This is a genomic window from Vibrio cidicii (genome assembly GCF_009665415.1).
Lineage (GTDB): Bacteria > Pseudomonadota > Gammaproteobacteria > Enterobacterales > Vibrionaceae > Vibrio > Vibrio cidicii.
This window is the reverse complement of the sequence record NZ_CP035921.1, coordinates 1742093-1759200: the sequence shown is the minus strand read 5'-3', so window position 1 is coordinate 1759200 and position 17108 is coordinate 1742093. Positions and strand designations below refer to the sequence as shown.

The 17108-nt window shown below is 50.3% G+C and carries 17 protein-coding genes; 9 read left to right on the top strand and 8 right to left on the bottom strand.

The features are described from left to right. Positions 1–75 precede the first annotated feature (75 nt). The 3 genes from rarD (at position 76) to EWA64_RS09010 (ending at position 2610) form a co-directional block, all read left to right on the top strand. The gene (rarD, locus tag EWA64_RS09020; RefSeq protein WP_061893162.1) at positions 76–990 is read left to right on the top strand and encodes an EamA family transporter RarD; all 915 of its coding nucleotides are present in this window, start codon (positions 76–78) and stop codon (positions 988–990) included. Between the two features lie 74 nt (positions 991–1064). Continuing rightward, a complete protein-coding gene (locus tag EWA64_RS09015) occupies positions 1065–1862 on the top strand; it encodes a helix-turn-helix transcriptional regulator (RefSeq protein ID WP_061893171.1) in 798 nt (265 codons plus the stop codon). Between the two features lie 76 nt (positions 1863–1938). Then, the gene (locus EWA64_RS09010; RefSeq protein WP_061893161.1) at positions 1939–2610 is read left to right on the top strand and encodes a LysE family translocator; all 672 of its coding nucleotides are present in this window, start codon (positions 1939–1941) and stop codon (positions 2608–2610) included. 689 nt (positions 2611–3299) lie between these two features. On the opposite strand, the gene uvrD is transcribed toward EWA64_RS09010, so the two are convergent. Continuing rightward, a complete protein-coding gene (gene uvrD, locus EWA64_RS09005; RefSeq protein ID WP_061893160.1) occupies positions 3300–5474 on the bottom strand; it encodes a DNA helicase II in 2175 nt (724 codons plus the stop codon). A gap of 260 nt (positions 5475–5734) precedes the next feature. Here uvrD and EWA64_RS09000 point away from each other — a divergent pair, with 260 nt between their 5' ends. From EWA64_RS09000 to EWA64_RS08985, 4 genes are all read left to right on the top strand, one after another. After that, a complete protein-coding gene (locus EWA64_RS09000; RefSeq protein ID WP_061893159.1) occupies positions 5735–5995 on the top strand; it encodes a BufA1 family periplasmic bufferin-type metallophore in 261 nt (86 codons plus the stop codon). 79 nt (positions 5996–6074) lie between these two features. Next, positions 6075–6926 (top strand): MNIO family bufferin maturase, encoded by an 852-nt coding sequence (gene bufB / locus EWA64_RS08995; protein WP_061893158.1) that lies wholly within the window; start codon positions 6075–6077, stop codon positions 6924–6926. Next, the gene (locus tag EWA64_RS08990; RefSeq protein WP_061893157.1) at positions 6923–7675 is read left to right on the top strand and encodes an HvfC/BufC N-terminal domain-containing protein; all 753 of its coding nucleotides are present in this window, start codon (positions 6923–6925) and stop codon (positions 7673–7675) included. Before bufB ends, EWA64_RS08990 begins: the two co-directional genes overlap by 4 nt. A 20-nt stretch (positions 7676–7695) precedes the next feature. Next, the gene (locus EWA64_RS08985) at positions 7696–8160 is read left to right on the top strand and encodes a DoxX family protein (RefSeq protein ID WP_061893156.1); all 465 of its coding nucleotides are present in this window, start codon (positions 7696–7698) and stop codon (positions 8158–8160) included. 46 nt (positions 8161–8206) lie between these two features. On the opposite strand, the gene tsrA is transcribed toward EWA64_RS08985, so the two are convergent. Continuing rightward, on the bottom strand, positions 8207–8491 hold the full coding sequence (gene tsrA, locus EWA64_RS08980) for an H-NS-like global regulator TsrA (protein ID WP_039422240.1): 285 nt from the start codon (positions 8489–8491) through the stop codon (positions 8207–8209). A 93-nt stretch (positions 8492–8584) separates the two neighbouring features. Further along, positions 8585–9751 carry a multidrug effflux MFS transporter gene (locus EWA64_RS08975; protein ID WP_244881401.1) on the bottom strand — a complete coding sequence of 389 codons (1167 nt, stop codon included), beginning with the start codon at positions 9749–9751 and terminating at the stop codon, positions 8585–8587. A gap of 134 nt (positions 9752–9885) precedes the next feature. Between EWA64_RS08975 and EWA64_RS08970 the strand changes: the two genes are divergently transcribed. Both EWA64_RS08970 and EWA64_RS08965 read left to right on the top strand, forming a co-directional pair. Next, the gene (locus EWA64_RS08970) at positions 9886–10827 is read left to right on the top strand and encodes a LysR family transcriptional regulator (protein WP_061893155.1); all 942 of its coding nucleotides are present in this window, start codon (positions 9886–9888) and stop codon (positions 10825–10827) included. A gap of 156 nt (positions 10828–10983) precedes the next feature. Then, complete coding sequence (locus EWA64_RS08965; RefSeq protein WP_061893154.1) at positions 10984–12774, top strand: aminopeptidase P family protein; 1791 nt, start codon at positions 10984–10986, stop codon at positions 12772–12774. Positions 12775–12931: 157 nt separating this feature from the next. Here EWA64_RS08965 and thiH read toward each other — a convergent pair whose 3' ends face one another. From thiH to EWA64_RS08940, 5 genes are read right to left on the bottom strand one after another with little or no spacing between them, the layout of a single operon-like run. Continuing rightward, positions 12932–14053 carry a 2-iminoacetate synthase ThiH gene (gene thiH / locus EWA64_RS08960; RefSeq protein ID WP_061893153.1) on the bottom strand — a complete coding sequence of 374 codons (1122 nt, stop codon included), beginning with the start codon at positions 14051–14053 and terminating at the stop codon, positions 12932–12934. A 10-nt stretch (positions 14054–14063) separates the two neighbouring features. Beyond that, complete coding sequence (locus EWA64_RS08955; protein WP_061893152.1) at positions 14064–14828, bottom strand: thiazole synthase; 765 nt, start codon at positions 14826–14828, stop codon at positions 14064–14066. Between the two features lie 4 nt (positions 14829–14832). After that, positions 14833–15042, bottom strand: a complete 210-nt coding sequence (thiS, locus tag EWA64_RS08950; RefSeq protein WP_061893151.1) for a sulfur carrier protein ThiS — start codon at positions 15040–15042, stop codon at positions 14833–14835. A gap of 12 nt (positions 15043–15054) precedes the next feature. Continuing rightward, the gene (locus EWA64_RS08945; protein WP_061893150.1) at positions 15055–15819 is read right to left on the bottom strand and encodes a HesA/MoeB/ThiF family protein; all 765 of its coding nucleotides are present in this window, start codon (positions 15817–15819) and stop codon (positions 15055–15057) included. Beyond that, complete coding sequence (locus tag EWA64_RS08940) at positions 15806–17107, bottom strand: thiamine phosphate synthase (protein ID WP_061893149.1); 1302 nt, start codon at positions 17105–17107, stop codon at positions 15806–15808. The genes EWA64_RS08945 and EWA64_RS08940 overlap by 14 nt, the downstream gene beginning before the upstream one ends. Between the last annotated feature and the right edge of the window lies 1 nt (position 17108).

Here is a 17108-nt window from a genome sequence, read left to right as displayed (position 1 = left end):
CGCAAAATACTAGGTGATTGCTTAGCCCGCTCGTATACTGGCCCATCCTTTTGAAACAACGACAGTGAAGGCGAAATGACAGTAGAAGAACAACAACGCGCACGCCAAGGGGTGCTTCTGGCCATAGGCGCTTATACCATGTGGGGCATTGCCCCCATCTATTTCAAATCGATCTCATCCGTTTCGGCGCTGGAGATCCTCAGTCACCGCGTAGTTTGGTCTTTCTTCTTATTGGCCGCTTTACTGCATTTTGGGCGCAACTGGCGTGCCGTCAGCGCCGTGATCACCAATAAAAGCAAAATGCTCTATCTGGTTTCAACCGCTATTTTGGTCGGGGTCAACTGGCTGATTTTTATCTGGGCGGTCAATGCCAACCACATGCTTGACGCAAGCTTGGGCTACTACATCAACCCGCTTTTCAACGTCTTGCTTGGGATGATTTTTCTCGGTGAGCGGCTGCGCAAACTGCAGTGGTTCGCTGTCGTGCTTGCTGCCTGCGGGGTACTGGTACAGTTGGTGATGTTTGGCTCTGTACCTATCGTCGCCATAGCGCTCGCCATGAGTTTCGGCGTGTATGGCCTACTGCGCAAAAAAGTCAGCGTTGACGCGCAAACGGGTTTGTTTATCGAAACCTTAGTCATGCTGCCAGCTGCGGCCATCTATTTGCTGTTTATTGCCTCCACCCCGACATCAAACCTGCTGGACAACCCAGCCAGTTTGAACATCCTCTTGGTCGCGGCAGGCGTAGTCACCACCTTACCCCTACTCTGCTTTACCGGCGCGGCAACGCGACTCAAGCTCTCTACTTTAGGTTTTTTCCAATACATTGGCCCAAGTTTGATGTTTTTGCTCGCTGTACTGATTTATGGCGAAGCATTTACCTCCGACAAAGCCATCACCTTCGCCTTTATCTGGGGAGCGTTAGTGCTCTTTAGCTTTGATGGGCTGCGCAACAACCGTAACGTTAGGCGTGCCGCCACCGCGCAGTGATCGTTTTTTACAAGACAATCCGCTCTTTCATCGATAAGCTTGGTCACAAACTGACCAAGCTTTTTTTTCACCTGATGGAACAGATCCACTACATTCCGACTCACCATGAGCAACTGAGCCTGATCGATGCGAAATATCAGAAGTTTGCCTTTTCGCGGCATTACCATCTGGATTTTCATATCGGGCTGATTACCCATGGCGAGCAGAAATTCCAGCATCAAGGTTCTCACCATCACGTCGGCCACGGTCAAATCGTGATCATGCCACCGGATGAGCTGCACGATGGGGAAGCCAAACTAGAGAGTGGCTATCAAGTCAATGTGTTTGCGATCGAGCCACACCTGTTAAGTGATCTCGCCGATCTTAAGCAAAACGGTCAAATTGTCGGCTTTAATCAGTTGATCATCTCCGATCCTGCGATTTTTTTACAATTACGCAACCTACATAGCTTGCTGCGTGAAGAAAAACTCAGTGTGCTAACCAAAGATTGCCTTCCTTTTGAAGGGTTTAATTCGCTTTTTGATCGTTATGGATCGCTGAGCAGGCAAAAAGTGGTACCGCTTGGCCAGAAATCGATGAGCAGTTTAAAAGAGTATTTGATGACACATCTTGACCAAGCGGTGCGCTTAGACACTCTCGCCGCGCTTTGTCAGCTCTCTCCGACGCAATTCCAGCGCCAATTTAAGGCGCAAATGGGCATGACTCCCTATGCATGGTTTAGCCGCCTGCGTTTGGAGCAGGCGATGAAACTGCTGCACGCCGGGTACTCGGCCACCGATGTCGCTCATCAAATTGGCTATTACGATCAAGCGCACTTCACAAAAGCTTTCAAACACACCTATGGCGTAACTCCAGCGCAAATTTCTCGCTAGGCTGTCGATAATTTACAAGCGCGCTGCTACCGCGTCAGAGACAATCCGTCTCACGATGTATTGATTGAGATCTTTTATGAATGAACTAACCGTATTACTCACCTTAGCCAGTGTGCACTTTGTCGCTTTGATGAGCCCAGGGCCGGATGTCGCCTTGGTGGTGCAAAACGCCTCCCGCTACGGCCGTCAAACCGGGCTGTTTATTGCTTTGGGTCTGTCGGTTGGCATCTTGCTGCATTCGCTGCTGAGCCTGACCGGGGTTAGCTATCTGGTCCACCAGCAGCCTTTGCTTTATACCCTGTTACAGCTCTTGGGCGGCAGCTATCTGCTCTATCTCGGTATCGGCGCACTGCGCGCGGTGCTAAGCCACAAAGCGGCTTGCAACGGCGAACCCACGCGCGCCGCAGCAACATTGCAACTCAATAGCCAACGACAAGCTTTTCTCAAAGGCTTCGCCACCAATATCCTCAATCCTAAAGCGCTGGTGTTTTTTGTCAGCTTACTCTCTAGCTTGATCCCCACCAGTATGTCGCTCAGCGGCAAAGCGATGGCGATCGGTATCTTGTTCAGCCTGTCTTTGGCTTGGTTTACCAGTCTCGCTTGGGCTCTTTCGGGGGCGCGGGTACAAAAACATTTGCAGCAAGCCAGCGTCTATATCGATGGAATTTGTGGCGTGCTGTTCTGCTTAATCGGCAGCGGGATCTTGTACCGCAGCGTCTCAAGCTGGTTAACGCACAGTTTGGCATAGCGTTTTGCTCGCTCACTTGTAAGCGATCTCTCACAAGTGAGTAAGCCAACGTCGAAAGCTGCGTGCGACAAGGTAATAAAAATCACACTAAATCATTGATAATTAATTGTTTGCACAATTCTTATTCAATCAATAAAACCATAAAAACGCCAAAACAGGCCTTGTTGCCAGAGTGAATCACGCTAATATGGATCCTGTCGGAAGGATGCTGACACGGAACAGGAAATCACCAAGGATTCGGTGGTCTTCAGGAAGGAGACACGGTTACTCAGGATGAGCAATCGGCACGGACAGCGAACTGGACATTGAACGGACGCAAGCGTAACTAGGATGGTTACGACTAAGGATGGCAATGGACACCTCTGGAAGAGGAAGGACTTTACATCAGGATGATGTCAGGGACACCGCTCAGGGAACAAGTGATGGATACCAACGAGGATTGTTGGTCGACCAGGATAAGGTCAAGGACACCGCTAGGATGGCGATGTAAGGACTAAGCTGACGGATTCGGCATACTATCAAGGATTTGATGCAGGGAGCACTTTCGTAGCTGGATTGCTGCAAGTAAGACTATAACCCCGGTGGGCATACGCTCCCGGGGTTTTTCTTTGCTTGCCATTTTTATCCAGTTCACTCATAAACAAACGGCGCGTTCTGCGCCGTTTGTCATGAAGCCAGTCGATGGGCAATCACATTTTTTCCAGTTTCGCGTAAGCGGTCACTAACCACTTGATCCCTTCACCATTAAAGGCCACTTGCACTCGGCCTTGCGCGCCACTGCCTTCGAAGTTGATTATGGTGCCTTCACCAAACTTAGGATGACGCACGCGCGAGCCGAGTGAGAATCCGGTTTCGTTGAAGTTGTCCTTCACCGCCGCTTGGCTAAAACGGCCACTGCTGGCCGGACGGCTCACTTGCGCTTTCATGCGCACTTCATCTAAACAAGTTTCTGGTAGCTCACGAATAAAGCGTGACGGTTTGTGATACTTATCTTGGCCATATAAACGACGCATTTCGGCGTAGGTGATGTAGAGTTTTTGCATTGCACGCGTCATACCGACGTAGCACAAACGACGCTCCTCCTCCAAACGCCCTGCTTCTTCAGCCGACATTTGGCTGGGGAACATGCCCTCTTCTACCCCGACCATAAACACCAGCGGGAACTCCAATCCTTTGGCGCTGTGCAGGGTCATCAGTTGTACCGCGTCTTCAAAATCATCCGCTTGGCCTTCGCCCGCTTCCAGCGCCGCATGGGTAAGAAAGGCGGTCAGCAGACTCATCTCTTCCGCTTCTTCCGGCTTTTCAAACTGACGCGTCGCGGTCACCAGCTCTTCCAAGTTCTCAATACGCGCTTTGGATTTTTCGCCTTTCTCTTGCTCATACATATTGTACAGACCCGACGATTTGATCACATGGTCGGTTTGCACGTGCAGCGGCATCTCAAAGCTGTCGTCTTCCAAGGCATTAATCAGCTCGATGAAACGCCCCAAAGCGGTTGCGGCGCGACCGGTGAGCACTCGCTCTTCAATCAGGCCGATACTCGCTTCCCACAAGGTACAACCGCGATCACGCGCCGCGAAGCGAACCGTTTCCAGCGTTTTATCCCCCAAACCGCGGGTCGGGGTGTTGACCACCCGCTCAAACGCTGCGTCGTCATTACGATTGGCGATTAAACGCAAGTAGCTCAGGGCATCTTTAATCTCTTGGCGTTCGAAGAAGCGCATGCCGCCGTAAATGCGATATGGCAAACCCGCTTGAATCAACGCCTCTTCCAGTACCCGCGACTGGGCGTTATTACGATAAAGCATCGCCGCATCGTTGAGCACGCCACCTTTGTCTTGCCACTCTTTGATTTTGCTCACCGCAAAACGCGCTTCGTCCAGCTCGTTGTATGCGGAATAGATCGAGATGGGTTCACCTTGTACGCCATCGGTCCACAGCTCTTTGCCCAATCGCTCGGTGTTGTTGGCGATGAGTGCGTTTGACGCGTCGAGAATGGTTTTAGTCGAACGGTAGTTTTGCTCAAGGCGGATGGTGTTAACGCTTGGAAATTCGAGCGTGAATTTCTCGATGTTCTCCACTTTTGCCCCGCGCCAACCGTAGATAGATTGATCGTCGTCACCCACGATCATCACATGGCACTCAGGCCCGGCCATCATGCGCAGCCAAGCGTATTGAATGTTGTTGGTATCTTGGAACTCGTCGACCAGAATGTGCTTAAAGCGTGCTTGGTAATGTTCGCGAATATGTTTTTTCTCTCGCAGTAGCTCGTGGGCGCGCAGCAAAATTTCCGCAAAGTCGACCAAACCCGCTCGGTCGCACGCTTCCTGATAGGCCGCATAAAGCTGCAAATAGGTTTTAGTCACCGGATCATGGTAAGCATCGATGTGCGCCGCACGTAACCCTTCATCTTTTTTGCCGTTGATCCACCAAGCCACCTGACGCGCTGGCCATTGCTTCTCATCTAAGTTTTGCGCTTTGATCAGCCGCTTGAGTAAACGCTGCTGGTCGTCACTATCGATGATCTGGAAATCTTCAGGCAGCTTGGCATCAAGATAGTGGGCGCGCAATATGCGGTGACAAATGCCGTGAAAGGTACCGTTCCACATGCCCGAGGCGCTACCCATCATCAACTCTTCAATACGGCCGCGCATTTCCGCCGCCGCTTTGTTGGTGAAGGTGACTGACATGATCGAAAACGGCGACGCTTGCTCCACCGACATCAACCAAGCGATGCGATGCACCAGAACGCGGGTTTTGCCACTGCCGGCACCAGCGAGGACGAGTAGATTTTCAAGTGGCGCGGCAACGGCTTCACGCTGTTTGTCGTTCAGGCCATCGAGTAAAAGTGAAGGATCCATCATGATAAGAGCTACTGGTTATTTATACAGAAACGTCGATTATAACCTAACCAGTTTGCCATTTCAGACAAAATTCACATTTGAGCAAGCCAAATCTTATCTCTATTTTTCAAATGGTTAGTATCCATTTTCCTGTTTCCATAAAAAATTTGTATCTTTCCCTGAAAGTTTTTTCACCCCATCGCTGTCCTTTTAACCATGCAAGTCATGGCAAACGTCAGGCTTGTTTCATTAACTACAATAATCAGTCTAAGGAACACATCATGAAAAATTCAAATCTCGCCGTTACTGCCGTTGTCACTGGTTTGCTCGCAATGGGAGGGTCGCTTCTGACCGCCGCGCCAGCGATGGCAGCGGAAAAAGAGAAATGCTACGGCGTGGCCAAAGCAGGCAAAAATGACTGCGCGACCAAAACCAGCTCGTGTGCTGGCACTGCAAAACAAGATAACCAAAAAGATGCGTTTGTCGTATTGCCAAAAGGCCTGTGTGACAAACTTGCCGATGGCAGCACTAAGGCCTCTTAATCCAAACGCCCCTCACTAGAAAGGAGCTCGGCGCTCACCCCCAGCTCCTCTTTCCCCCAACAAGCAAATGGAGCAGACAATGGCGAATACTTACCATGACGATGTTGGGGTGGGTTTGCGGCTGGCGCATCTTGACTACTTTTGCCAACAGCGGCCGCCGCTTTCTTGGCTGGAGATACACAGCGAAAACTACTTTCACCCTAATTCGCTCGAGCGGCAAAAACTCAACCAACTGACCAACGATTATCAGTTGAGCTGTCATGGAGTCGGTTTATCTCTCGGTTCGGTGGATGGCATCGATCCGATACATCTGCAACGTTTAAAGGCCTTGGTGGATGATTTACAGCCGCGCTTCGTTTCTGACCATCTCAGTTGGAGCGAACACGGCGGGCACTATTTCAATGATCTACTGCCACTGCCTTACACCGAAGAAGCGCTAGAGGTGTTTTGTCGCAATGTACTGAGGGTGCAGGAGTACCTTGGGCGCGCTATCTTGGTGGAGAATCCGTCCAGTTACGTTCGCTATCAGCATTCGACCATCAGCGAGTGGCAATTTCTCGCCGAAGTGCAGCGTCGTACCGACTGTCGTTTACTGCTCGATCTCAATAACGTGTATGTTTCGTCGCACAACCATGGTTTCGACTGCCAAGAATATCTCGCCGCACTTCCGGCCGATTGTGTCGACGAAATTCATCTGGCTGGCTTTACCGTCAAGTCACTACCACAAGGCGAAATCTGGATAGATACCCACAGTCAACCCGTGTCGACCGCAGTCTGGAAACTCTACCAAGCGTGGCTTGCCAAGCATGGCCGACGCCACACCTTAATTGAGTGGGACCTCGATTTGCCCGCGCCCGACGTGCTTCTGGGCGAAGCACGCAAAGCCAGCGAGCTGCTCTTTCAGTCATGCCTTGCTAAGGAGGCATCATGAGACTGGCCGACTTACAGCAACGTTTCGCTCGCGCTCTACACTATCAAGCATCAGGGGAGATATGTGACATCGTCAGCGATCAATTCACTGCCGATGAGCGGATGCAAATTTATCGCAACAACTTCGTCATCGGTTTAAGCGAGTTACTGGAACTGAGCTACCCGAAAACCCGTCTGTTGCTCGGCGAAGCCTGCTTTGCTCAGATAGCGCGACAACATGTACTGCGAGTGCCGTTAACCCAAGCCGATGTGTCGAGTTATGGTCAAGGATTCGAGACAACTTTAGCACAATTTCCACAGGTGATTGATCAGGTTCCTTGCTGCCGGGAGTTTGCCCGTTTTGAATGGACCATCGAACTTTGCCAGCGGCAATGGCAAGAGGCGCAAAAACCGTCGCAGGCACAACCTTTAGACGCACTCGCGCAGATTGATCCTGCGCGCCATGGCGAGGTGCGTTTCCATCTGGCCGTTGGTGTCGCTTGTTTTTCCGCCGACTATGCGCTTTTTTCTCTGCACCAAGCGATTCGCGATCATTGCTTTGAGGATTTGCACATCAAGCAACCGCAAGCTGGCGTCATCCAGGTATTTGCGGATCGCTCCTATCAGTGCATGTCGCTAATGCCCGCCGCATTTGCGCTGTTAACACAATTAGAGCAGCAAAAAGCGTTAGCCGACATAGACGCCGAATTACTGGCCGAGTTAAACGCCTTGGTTGAACTTGGCGTCATCAGCCATTTTTCACTGCCATAAATAAAGAGAAAGGAAAAGTTATGAATTCAAAGCTAGCTGGCCTGCTTGCCCGCTACGATAGTGCCACCGCTGCAATGCAATCCGCCTTACTGCCATTTCTGTTACTGGGGCTACGACTTGGCGTTGCTTGGGTATTTTTCCGCTCTGGTCTAAGCAAAATCGCTAACTGGGACAGCACGCTTTATCTCTTTGAGTTGGAATATCAGGTGCCGCTGATTCACTGGCAATTGGCCGCTTATCTCGCCACAGCAGGCGAGCTGCTACTACCTATCTTACTTGCCGTTGGCTTGTTGACCCGAGTCGCAGCGAGCGGGTTGTTTGTTCTTAATGTGGTGGCAGTGGCCTCATATCCACTGCTGTGGCAACAAGGATTTTATGACCACCAGCTATGGGGCTTGATGATTTTAGTGTTGATGATTTGGGGCGCAGGCCCATTCTCTGGCGATCATCTGCTACGCCGCATGCTGCATCATAAACACCAATAGACGAAAAAAATCCCCGCCAATGAATGGCGGGGATTTTTTATCAAAACTACTTGTTGTTCAGGTAGGCGAGCAGCTCATCGGCCGAGATGCCTTGTTTGGCGAGCTCTTTCGCCATCGTTTCTACCTGCTCTCCTTTACGAGATTCGATAACCTTTTGAAACTGATAGACGATATCTCTGAGAACAGGCAGAGGAACTTGTTTCGCCGCACTGCGAATTCGCTCTTCGCTTTGATTGCCCAGCTCATTAAGTAATTTGCCGAACATGATTTTCTCTGGAGACTCTTCCATCTGTTCAAGAATACGAGCCATTTCATAAGTGGTTAACGACATTACCTGTAAATTCCGTTAAGTGTCGGGGGAAAATGTGAACGACAAATATACACGGGTTCGAATAGCAGTAAAACTCTAATTTTGCCCGTTGGTTCAAGCGGCTACTGCTTGTGTATGCCAACTTTTACCCACTTTCGAAAAGAGAATAAACAGCGCAGGCAAAAGCAACCACATTTGCAATGCAATCATATTAGACGCTTCTAACTCAAACCGCTGCATAGTACCGACTAAAAATCCTGAGCCACTCATCTGAAACAGACCCAATAGCGCGGCGGCGGTACCGGCCTTGTCGCCAAAAGGCTCCAACGCTTTGCCAGCCGCTGCGCCTAAAATCCAAGCAAACCCGACCGAAGAGAGGAAGATTGGCAACATGAAGGCGAATGGGGTACCACTACTCGCCAGCAGCACCATTACGAAGCCAGCCAGACCGAGTGTCATAACGCCAACAACTAAGGTGTTGTGCGTGCCCCATTTATCCATAAATTTCGGTGCCAGCAAACACGCGGCAATATTAATCACGGCATTCACGCCAAACCAGAAAGTAAACTGGTTCATGCTCAGGCCCATGCCTTCCATCAACACCACTGGCGCCGATGTCACGTAAGCCAAGATCACCGCCATCGCTAACAAACATAAGGTGGCATGGAAAACAAAAGACGGTGTACGCAGCACCCCCCAGTAACGGCTCAATTTAAACACCGCTTGTTTTTCCGTCGCTGGGTTAGTTTCACGCATATTGAAAAACATCATGCTGCCCACCACCAGCGCGAAGCCAGCCATAAAACTGAAATTAGCACGCCAGCCAAATTGCTGAGTGAGCCAACTGCCGAGAATGGGCGCAAGCGCCGGAATAAAACAGATCGCCCCATTAAGGTAGCTGATCATTTTGCCGCTTTTTTGCGGGCCAAAGATATCGCGAACTGTCGCAAAGGCTGCTACCGATGTCGCACACGCACCTAAGCCTTGTAGCAAACGAGATACCAACATCCACTCGATATTTTGCGCGCTCCACGCCAATAAAGCGCTCAACGCGTAGATGGTGATGCCTCCCAATGCAACAGTTCGCCGTCCGAGTTTATCTGCCAGCGGGCCAGCGAATAACTGACCGACCCCCATAGCAAACAAAAACCAGGTAATGGTGTCTTGCGCCAGTGCATGCTCTACGGAAAAGGCATTGGAAATAAGCGGTAAAGCAGGCAGATAGATATCAATGGCCAAGGGGCTAAACAGCACCAACAAGGTCAACAATGCCATCTGCATCTTCGTAGTTTGACTCTGCACAGACACAAAACACTCCAAATTGAACAAGAACTTTTGCTGAAGTTTATCCACATCGTGATATGAATAGAAATGATGTATATTCATCGTTGATATTCCCATTTGGAAACTCAAAAATGAACATTGAGAAATTATCGCGTTTGGATCTCAATCTGCTGGTGTGTCTTAAAGTGCTGTTTGACGAGCTAAATGTGACCCGAGCCGCGCATCGGCTCTGTTTAAGCCAATCAGCGGTGAGTAAATCCTTGGCTAAACTGCGCGAGCAGTTTGACGACCCGCTGTTTGTGCGCCACTCACACGGTTTAACCCCCACAGCACGTGCGCTGTTCCTGCGTCCAAAGCTCGAACTGCTGATCAACCAGTTAGAGATGCTCACCTTGCCAGAGCAGTTTCATCCTGACAGCAGTGAATACCGTTTTCGTATCGCCGCAGTGGAAAGTGTGTACCCGCTGATCTTGCCCCATTTTCTGCCATCGATTTTCCACCAAGCACCGAATGTCACCATCAGCACCCACTCTTGGTCAGATCAGACCTTCAAAATGCTGCAGCGCGGCGAACTCGATCTCGGTATTACAGGCAAAGATATCGACATCAACGACGCCAAACTGACCATGCTGCCGCCAGCGGATATTCGCGAACAAGAGATTTATCGCGACAACCAGATGTGTGTGGTGCGAAAAAATCACCCCGCCCTTAAGCAAGGCTGGAACCTTGAAAGCTACCTTTCACTGCGTCACGTGCAAGTGCGCTGTGATGGCAACGAGCGTTGGTTGCTCGACTACCGCTTGGCCGATATTGGCCGAGAGCGTGACATCGCCATCACCGTTCCTGACTTCAATAGCGCAGCCAATCTCTGCTCTTACACCGATTTTGTCTTCACCGCGCCGAGCCACTTCGTCCATCTCGCGGCCAAACAGCTTGATCTGCAAGTGCTGCCGCTACCGATCGAGTTCCCCCCAATGGCGTATACTTTGTTCTGGCATCGTGATAGAGAAAACGACCCTGCACTGAGCTGGCTGCGTAATATGATCACGCAGAAGACGCTGCACCTTAGGTAAAAATTTCGCCATTTATTTGCGTGCTTGGGATAAAATGAGTAGCTTAACAGCCGATAGTCCTCCGGGCTCATCGATGGTCTGTGGTCCTTACACGGAAGGTAAGGCGCTGCTCCCAACCTGAGCAAACGGAGCCACAATAAAAGGAAAAGACAACAGATGCATAATGCTACTCACGAGCGTGTTGCCGCCATTCGTCAATGGTTAGTGCAACACAACATCGACGCCCTACTCGTTCCACACGAAGATGAATATCTGGGCGAATACGTCCCTGCGCACAACGAACGCTTACATTGGTTGAGCGGGTTCACCGGCTCTGCTGGCGCAGCCGTGATCACCCAAGAAAAAGCAGCGATATTTGTTGATGGTCGCTACACAGTGCAAGTGACCAAACAAGTCCCTGCTGAGCTCTTTGAATATCGCCACCTGATTGAAGAGCCGGCGCTCGATTGGCTCAAAATAAACTTGCCGCGTGGGGCATCGGTAGCAATCGATCCACGCATGCACAATGCTACTTGGCTTAGCAACGCGCAAAACAAATTGGCGGATGTGTTGCAGCTAAAGATATTGGAAGAAAACCCTATCGATCAACTTTGGCACGATCGCCCTGCCCCTATGGTTTCTGAAGTCAGATTGATGCCAACCGAAGCGGTCGGCCAATCTTGTGCCAGTAAGCGCGAAGAGATAGCGCAACTGGTCAACCAAAGCGGTGCTGACAGTGCGGTGATTACCGCGCTCGATTCCATTTGCTGGTTACTCAATGTGCGCGGTCTTGATGTCTCTCGTCTGCCTGTTTTGCTTTCACACGCAATTTTGCATCACGACGGCAGTGTCGAGTACTTCCTCGATCCGGCTCGCTTACCCAGCGAGTTTGCCGCACATGTTGGCCAAGGTGTCACTGTTTATCACCCAGAGCAACTCGCGGATCGCCTACAAGCGTTGAGCGGGAAAAAAGTGCTGGTCGATCCCGCAACCAGCAACGCTTGGTTCAAGTTGGTGCTACAAAATGCGGGCGCAGAGGTTATCAGTGCCGCCGATCCTTGCTTGATGCCAAAAGCGGCGAAAAACGCCGTTGAGATTGAGGGCATGAAAGCGTGTCATGTTCGTGATGGTGTGGCGATGTCTAAGTTTCTTTGTTGGCTGGACGCAGAAGTCGCTGCGGGCCACCTGCATGATGAAGCAACACTGGCCGACAAGTTGGAAGCGATTCGCCGCGAAGATCCGACCCTGAAAGACCTCAGCTTTGACACGATATCAGCGGCGGGCAGCAATGCTGCCATGTGCCACTACAATCATGAAAACCAGCCCAAGCCAGGACAGTTGCAAATGGATACTCTGTATCTGGTCGACTCAGGCGGCCAATATCTGGATGGCACCACCGACATCACACGTACAATTGCTATCGGTAATCCAAGCGCAGAGATGATCAAACAGTTCACTTTGGCGCTGAAAGGTCACATCGGTGTGGCCAGCGCACGCTTCCCTAAAGGCACACGTGGTTATCAAATCGATACGTTAGCCCGTCAACATCTTTGGGCAGAAGGCTTCGACTATGATCACGGCACTGGTCATGGTGTTGGCCATTTCCTCAGCGTGCATGAAGGCCCAGCCAGCATCTCCAAGCGACAGATTGATGTCCCACTGGTGGCCGGCATGGTGCTTTCTAATGAACCGGGTTATTACCGTGCTGATGCATTTGGTATCCGTATTGAGAATCTGGAGTTGGTGGTCGAGCAGCCAACGCAAGGGGATTTCCCTGTGCTGGCTTTTGAATCCTTGACTCGCTGCCCGATCGACAAGCGGAACATTAATGTCGATATGCTGACAGACGCGGAGCTAAATTGGCTCAACGACTATCATCAAAAAGTTTGGCACGCGCTCAGCCCATTGGTGGATAGCGATGTGAAAGCTTGGCTGTCAGCCGCAACGCAGCCGTTGGTTCGCAATTAGCACTTAGTTCGCAATTAGCACCGACCTAGTACTGCCAAAGTGTACCGAATTAGGCATTTGCGAATTGGTTCACAAGTAAAAAGGGTTGAGGTAGCTGCCTCAACCCTTTTGTTTCACGTGAAACACTCGCCTTTCAATGCAAGTGAGTCTCCTAGACTCAGCTGCGTAGCCCTGAATAAGCGCTATGCCAATCACGCCAAACCGGTTCAAAGCCTTTGCTGCGAATCATCGCCGCCACTGACTCAGCACTGCGCTCATCACTGATCTCAAATTGCTCCAGTTCGACATCTGCCATTGCATAGCCACCAGGCTGGGTTTTAGATGCGGCAGACATTGAAGTAATGCCGAGCGGTAAGACATTGTCTCTAAAAAAGGCAGACTCGCGGGTGGACAAAGAGAGCTCTACCTCAGGGTTAAACAGTCGGTAGGCACAAATCAGTTGCACCAATTGCTTATCTGTCATCTCCGATTTCGGTGGCAATGCCCCGGCACATGGTCGAAGACGAGGAAATGAGATGGAGTAGCGCGTCTGCCAGTAGGTGCGTTCTAAATACTCAAGATGCGCAGCAGTAAAAAAACAATCAGTACGCCAATCCTCCAAACCAATCAAAGCGCCAATGCCAATTTTGTCGATGCCAGCGCGCGCGAGGCGATCGGGGGTTTCCAAACGAAACTCAAAATTGGTTTTGTTACCGCGTAGATGATGCTGAGCATAGGTCGACGGATGGTACGTCTCTTGGTAAACCATCACCGCATCCAATCCGAGCGAAATCAGCTCCTCGTATTGCTCTTGCTGCAAAGGTTGCACTTCCATCGCCAAATAGTTGAACTGCTGCTTAATCATCGGCACAACTTGACGAAAGTAATTCATGCCGACTTTTGTCTCATGTTCACCGGTCACGAGCAGCACACTATCAAAATTCATCCGCTTGATTGCCGCAATTTCTGCGGCAATTTCAACTTGGTTAAGCGTGCGGCGCTTAATGCGGTTTTCCATCGAAAAACCGCAGTAGGTGCACGCATTGGCACACAAGTTTGAGAGATAGAGTGGGATATAAAGTGAGACCGTATTGCCAAACCGCTTTCGCGTAAGAGCGTAGGAACGTTGCGCCATCGCTTCCAAATAGTTTTCGGCAACGGGCGATATCAGTGCCTTGAAGTCTTCGAGATCCAACTTTTCTTTACTCAGTGCCAGTTCCACCTCTTTTGCCGTTTTTGCCCGAATAGACAAAGACACATCATCCCAATTTAGCTGATTAAAACACTCAACAAAACTCATGTGTGTTTCCTCAACAATCCAAGAATGAAGTCAGTGGACTTGAAGCGATGGCATGCGAAACTTGTCCGGCTAAGCCAGCGTGGTAAGCCGCACGGCCCGCTTCAACGGCTAACTTAAAGGCACGGGCCATCGCGACAGGATCACTCGCTGTGGCTATCGCCGTGTTGACAAGAACGGCATCGGCCCCCAACTCCATCGCGCGAACCGCATGTGAAGGAGCACCAATCCCAGCATCCACCACCACAGGAACCTTGGCTTGGTCGATAATGATCTGTAAGAAATCTGCCGAAACCAGTCCCTTGTTTGAACCGATTGGCGCGCCCAAAGGCATCACTGCGGCGCATCCTACCTCTTCAAGTCGCTTGCAAAGAACCGGATCGGCATGACAATACGGCAACACGATAAAGCCATCTTTTACCAGTTGTTCCGCTGCCAACAATGTCTCAATCGGATCGGGCATCAAGTACTTGGGGTCGGGGTGAATTTCCAGTTTCAGCCAGTGAGTACCGAGCGCCTCCCGAGCCAAGTGAGCCGCAAATATTGCATCTTGAGCGTTCTTCGCCCCAGACGTATTGGGCAACAAATGAATACCCGCCGCGACCAAGGGAGAAAGAATGTCATCATGACGGTCTGTAATGTCCACCCTTTTCAGAGCCATGGTTGCAAGCTGAGAACCGCTAGCGGTTAGCGCTTTGGCCATTAACTGGCTGTTGGCAAATTTCCCCGTTCCAGTAAATAGTCTTGAGCTAAATTCTTTATCTGCGATCTTCAACATAGCGCTACCCTCCCGCAATCGCTTGAAACAGCGAGATACTATCTCCCTCACACAACACTCGCGTTTGCCATTCACTTCGCGGTACGACTTGGTTATTCACCGCAAACACACTGCCATGACTTGTCAAAGAGAGCTCGTTTATCATCTGTTGCAGTGTCTTACCAGTTGCGATTTTCTGCGGCATACCGTTAAACACAATCGCTATCGATTCCATTACTCTTCCCCTTTAAGCCATATTGCTACAATGAGCACAGTGAGCGTCGCGAACGGCATTCACTGTCTGCCATGTCATGGTTAAGCCATCAAACAAATGCAGTTGATTGCGCGCTAGATGAAAACGCCCGGTTGCGAGCTTTTGTATTGCTGCCAATGCTTGGTAGTTGCCAAGAATACCGACCACAGGTCCCATCACACCAAGATCACTACAACGCTGACTCTGCTCAGCGTCATCAAAAGGATAGACGCAGTGATAACAGGCGGTCGCGCTATCGCCAGCTGTGTAGTCAAACACGCTAAACTGCCCAAGCCAGCCAATCGCCGCAGCCGTTATCAGCGGCTTACGCTGCTGTAAACAAGCAAGGTTAATGGCTTGGCGACTGGGGAAATTGTCGGTACAGTCCAACACAACATCGGCCATCATCACTTCCATACTCAATTGTGTAGCGCTGATACGCTGATTTAGTGCTCGAATATGAACCTCGGGATTAAGCTGGTTGAGCTGGTTGCGCAAAGCCTGCGATTTACGGCTGGCAATATCGCCACTGCGATAAGCCACTTGGCGCTGTAAGTTGCTCACCTCAACAGTATCATCATCCACGAGAACCAAACGACCAACCCCAGCGCCTGCTAGGTAGAGTGCAGCCGCGCACCCCAGACCACCGCATCCAATTAGCAAAACCGAAGCTTCGATAAGACGCTGCTGTCCAGATTCACCGACTTCCTCTAATGCAACTTGCCGTTGATAGCGAAGGAATAGATCACTGTTCAACATGACGACACTCCTTATGCAGATGATCATAATGTAAGGATGTAGCACAACTGCGCTGTTCCGAATTGCTCACCATAACCTCTCTAAAGTCGCCAATCGCCGTTTGGACATCATTGGCTTGCGTGATTGCCCTCACCACAGCGAGCGATGAAACACCGGTTTGCCAAACTTGGCTTGCATTGCCAAGATCAATACCACCGATAGCAACGGTAGGTATTCCCTTTTGCTCGCCATAAGGAATGGTATCTATCAGTTTCTGATAGAGCGCTAAACGAGTCAGGCCTTGTGGCTGAGACGGCATCTGTTTGGTGGTGGTCGGAAAAATATGACCGAGCGCGATATAGCTTGGCGCGAGTTGCACGATACGCAGTAATTCGTAATAACCATGTGTTGAAAGCCCAAGAGCAATCCCGACGCCTGCCAACTGGGTAAGATTGGATGCTTGCAAATCCTCTTGGCCTAAGTGCACACCAAAGGCGCCATGTTTGATAGCAAGCTGCCAATAGTCATTAATAAACACCTGTGCGTTATACTCACGTCCCAGCTCGATCGCACGAATGATCTGTGCTTCTAAATCGACTCGTTCTGGTTGTTTTATTCTCAGCTGTATTGTTTTGATCCCCAGTGGCAAAAGCTGTTCTATCCATTCAACACTGTCCACTACCGGATACAATCCAAGGCTATGTGGTTCCAGCTTGGGAAAAACCTTGTTAAAACTGGCCAACAGCCATTCAAGGCGAATATCAAAATCCTTGTGCTCTAGGACGGGTGTGGGAAAAGCGGAGTACTCAAATGCCCATGTTTCACGTGAAACATTCAACATCGCTCTTGCTAAAGTGAGGCTATCTTCTAGTGGAAAACTCAGTGCGGATAAGGTGATAAACCACGCTAAATGACGACACATAGCAGCTCGGGAAAGCAGTCTGCTATCTGTGTTTCTCAGCGCTTGACGTTGGTGATTGAGAGGATTCGTCCAAATATCGTACTTGTCGCCATTGGAGTCAGTGAGATGAATAAAGACTTTACGCGAATCCATCGTCAGAGATTCTATTGACGCTGACGACAAATAGCACAAACAGCAGTCATACTCTGTGGTTTGAATTGGGTCTTTATCCAACAGATCGGTGGCAACAGCGAAATGGTCTTGGTTAGAAATCAGTTGCAATGTCCGAGTTGGGCTAACACCCAACTCGATATGCTCAATGGCAAAGCCTTGCTGTTCTGCCAAAAGCAAACACTGCTGAATATCTCCGGTCACTTCGATGATATCGGATGGGATCAGCAGTTTCATG

Coding starts and splice junctions, on each gene's coding strand:
- EWA64_RS09015 (WP_061893171.1), top strand. CDS start 1,065: ATGGAACAGATCCACTACATTCCGACTCACCATGAGCAACTGAGCCTG.
- EWA64_RS08985 (WP_061893156.1), top strand. CDS start 7,696: ATGAATTCAAAGCTAGCTGGCCTGCTTGCCCGCTACGATAGTGCCACC.
- rarD (WP_061893162.1), top strand. CDS start 76: ATGACAGTAGAAGAACAACAACGCGCACGCCAAGGGGTGCTTCTGGCC.
- uvrD (WP_061893160.1), bottom strand. CDS start 5,474: ATGATGGATCCTTCACTTTTACTCGATGGCCTGAACGACAAACAGCGT.
- EWA64_RS08990 (WP_061893157.1), top strand. CDS start 6,923: ATGAGACTGGCCGACTTACAGCAACGTTTCGCTCGCGCTCTACACTAT.
- thiH (WP_061893153.1), bottom strand. CDS start 14,053: ATGAGTTTTGTTGAGTGTTTTAATCAGCTAAATTGGGATGATGTGTCT.
- EWA64_RS08955 (WP_061893152.1), bottom strand. CDS start 14,828: ATGTTGAAGATCGCAGATAAAGAATTTAGCTCAAGACTATTTACTGGA.
- EWA64_RS08940 (WP_061893149.1), bottom strand. CDS start 17,107: ATGAAACTGCTGATCCCATCCGATATCATCGAAGTGACCGGAGATATT.
- EWA64_RS08965 (WP_061893154.1), top strand. CDS start 10,984: ATGCATAATGCTACTCACGAGCGTGTTGCCGCCATTCGTCAATGGTTA.
- thiS (WP_061893151.1), bottom strand. CDS start 15,042: ATGGAATCGATAGCGATTGTGTTTAACGGTATGCCGCAGAAAATCGCA.
- bufB (WP_061893158.1), top strand. CDS start 6,075: ATGGCGAATACTTACCATGACGATGTTGGGGTGGGTTTGCGGCTGGCG.
- tsrA (WP_039422240.1), bottom strand. CDS start 8,491: ATGTCGTTAACCACTTATGAAATGGCTCGTATTCTTGAACAGATGGAA.
- EWA64_RS08970 (WP_061893155.1), top strand. CDS start 9,886: ATGAACATTGAGAAATTATCGCGTTTGGATCTCAATCTGCTGGTGTGT.
- EWA64_RS09000 (WP_061893159.1), top strand. CDS start 5,735: ATGAAAAATTCAAATCTCGCCGTTACTGCCGTTGTCACTGGTTTGCTC.
- EWA64_RS08975 (WP_244881401.1), bottom strand. CDS start 9,751: ATGCAGATGGCATTGTTGACCTTGTTGGTGCTGTTTAGCCCCTTGGCC.
- EWA64_RS09010 (WP_061893161.1), top strand. CDS start 1,939: ATGAATGAACTAACCGTATTACTCACCTTAGCCAGTGTGCACTTTGTC.
- EWA64_RS08945 (WP_061893150.1), bottom strand. CDS start 15,819: ATGTTGAACAGTGATCTATTCCTTCGCTATCAACGGCAAGTTGCATTA.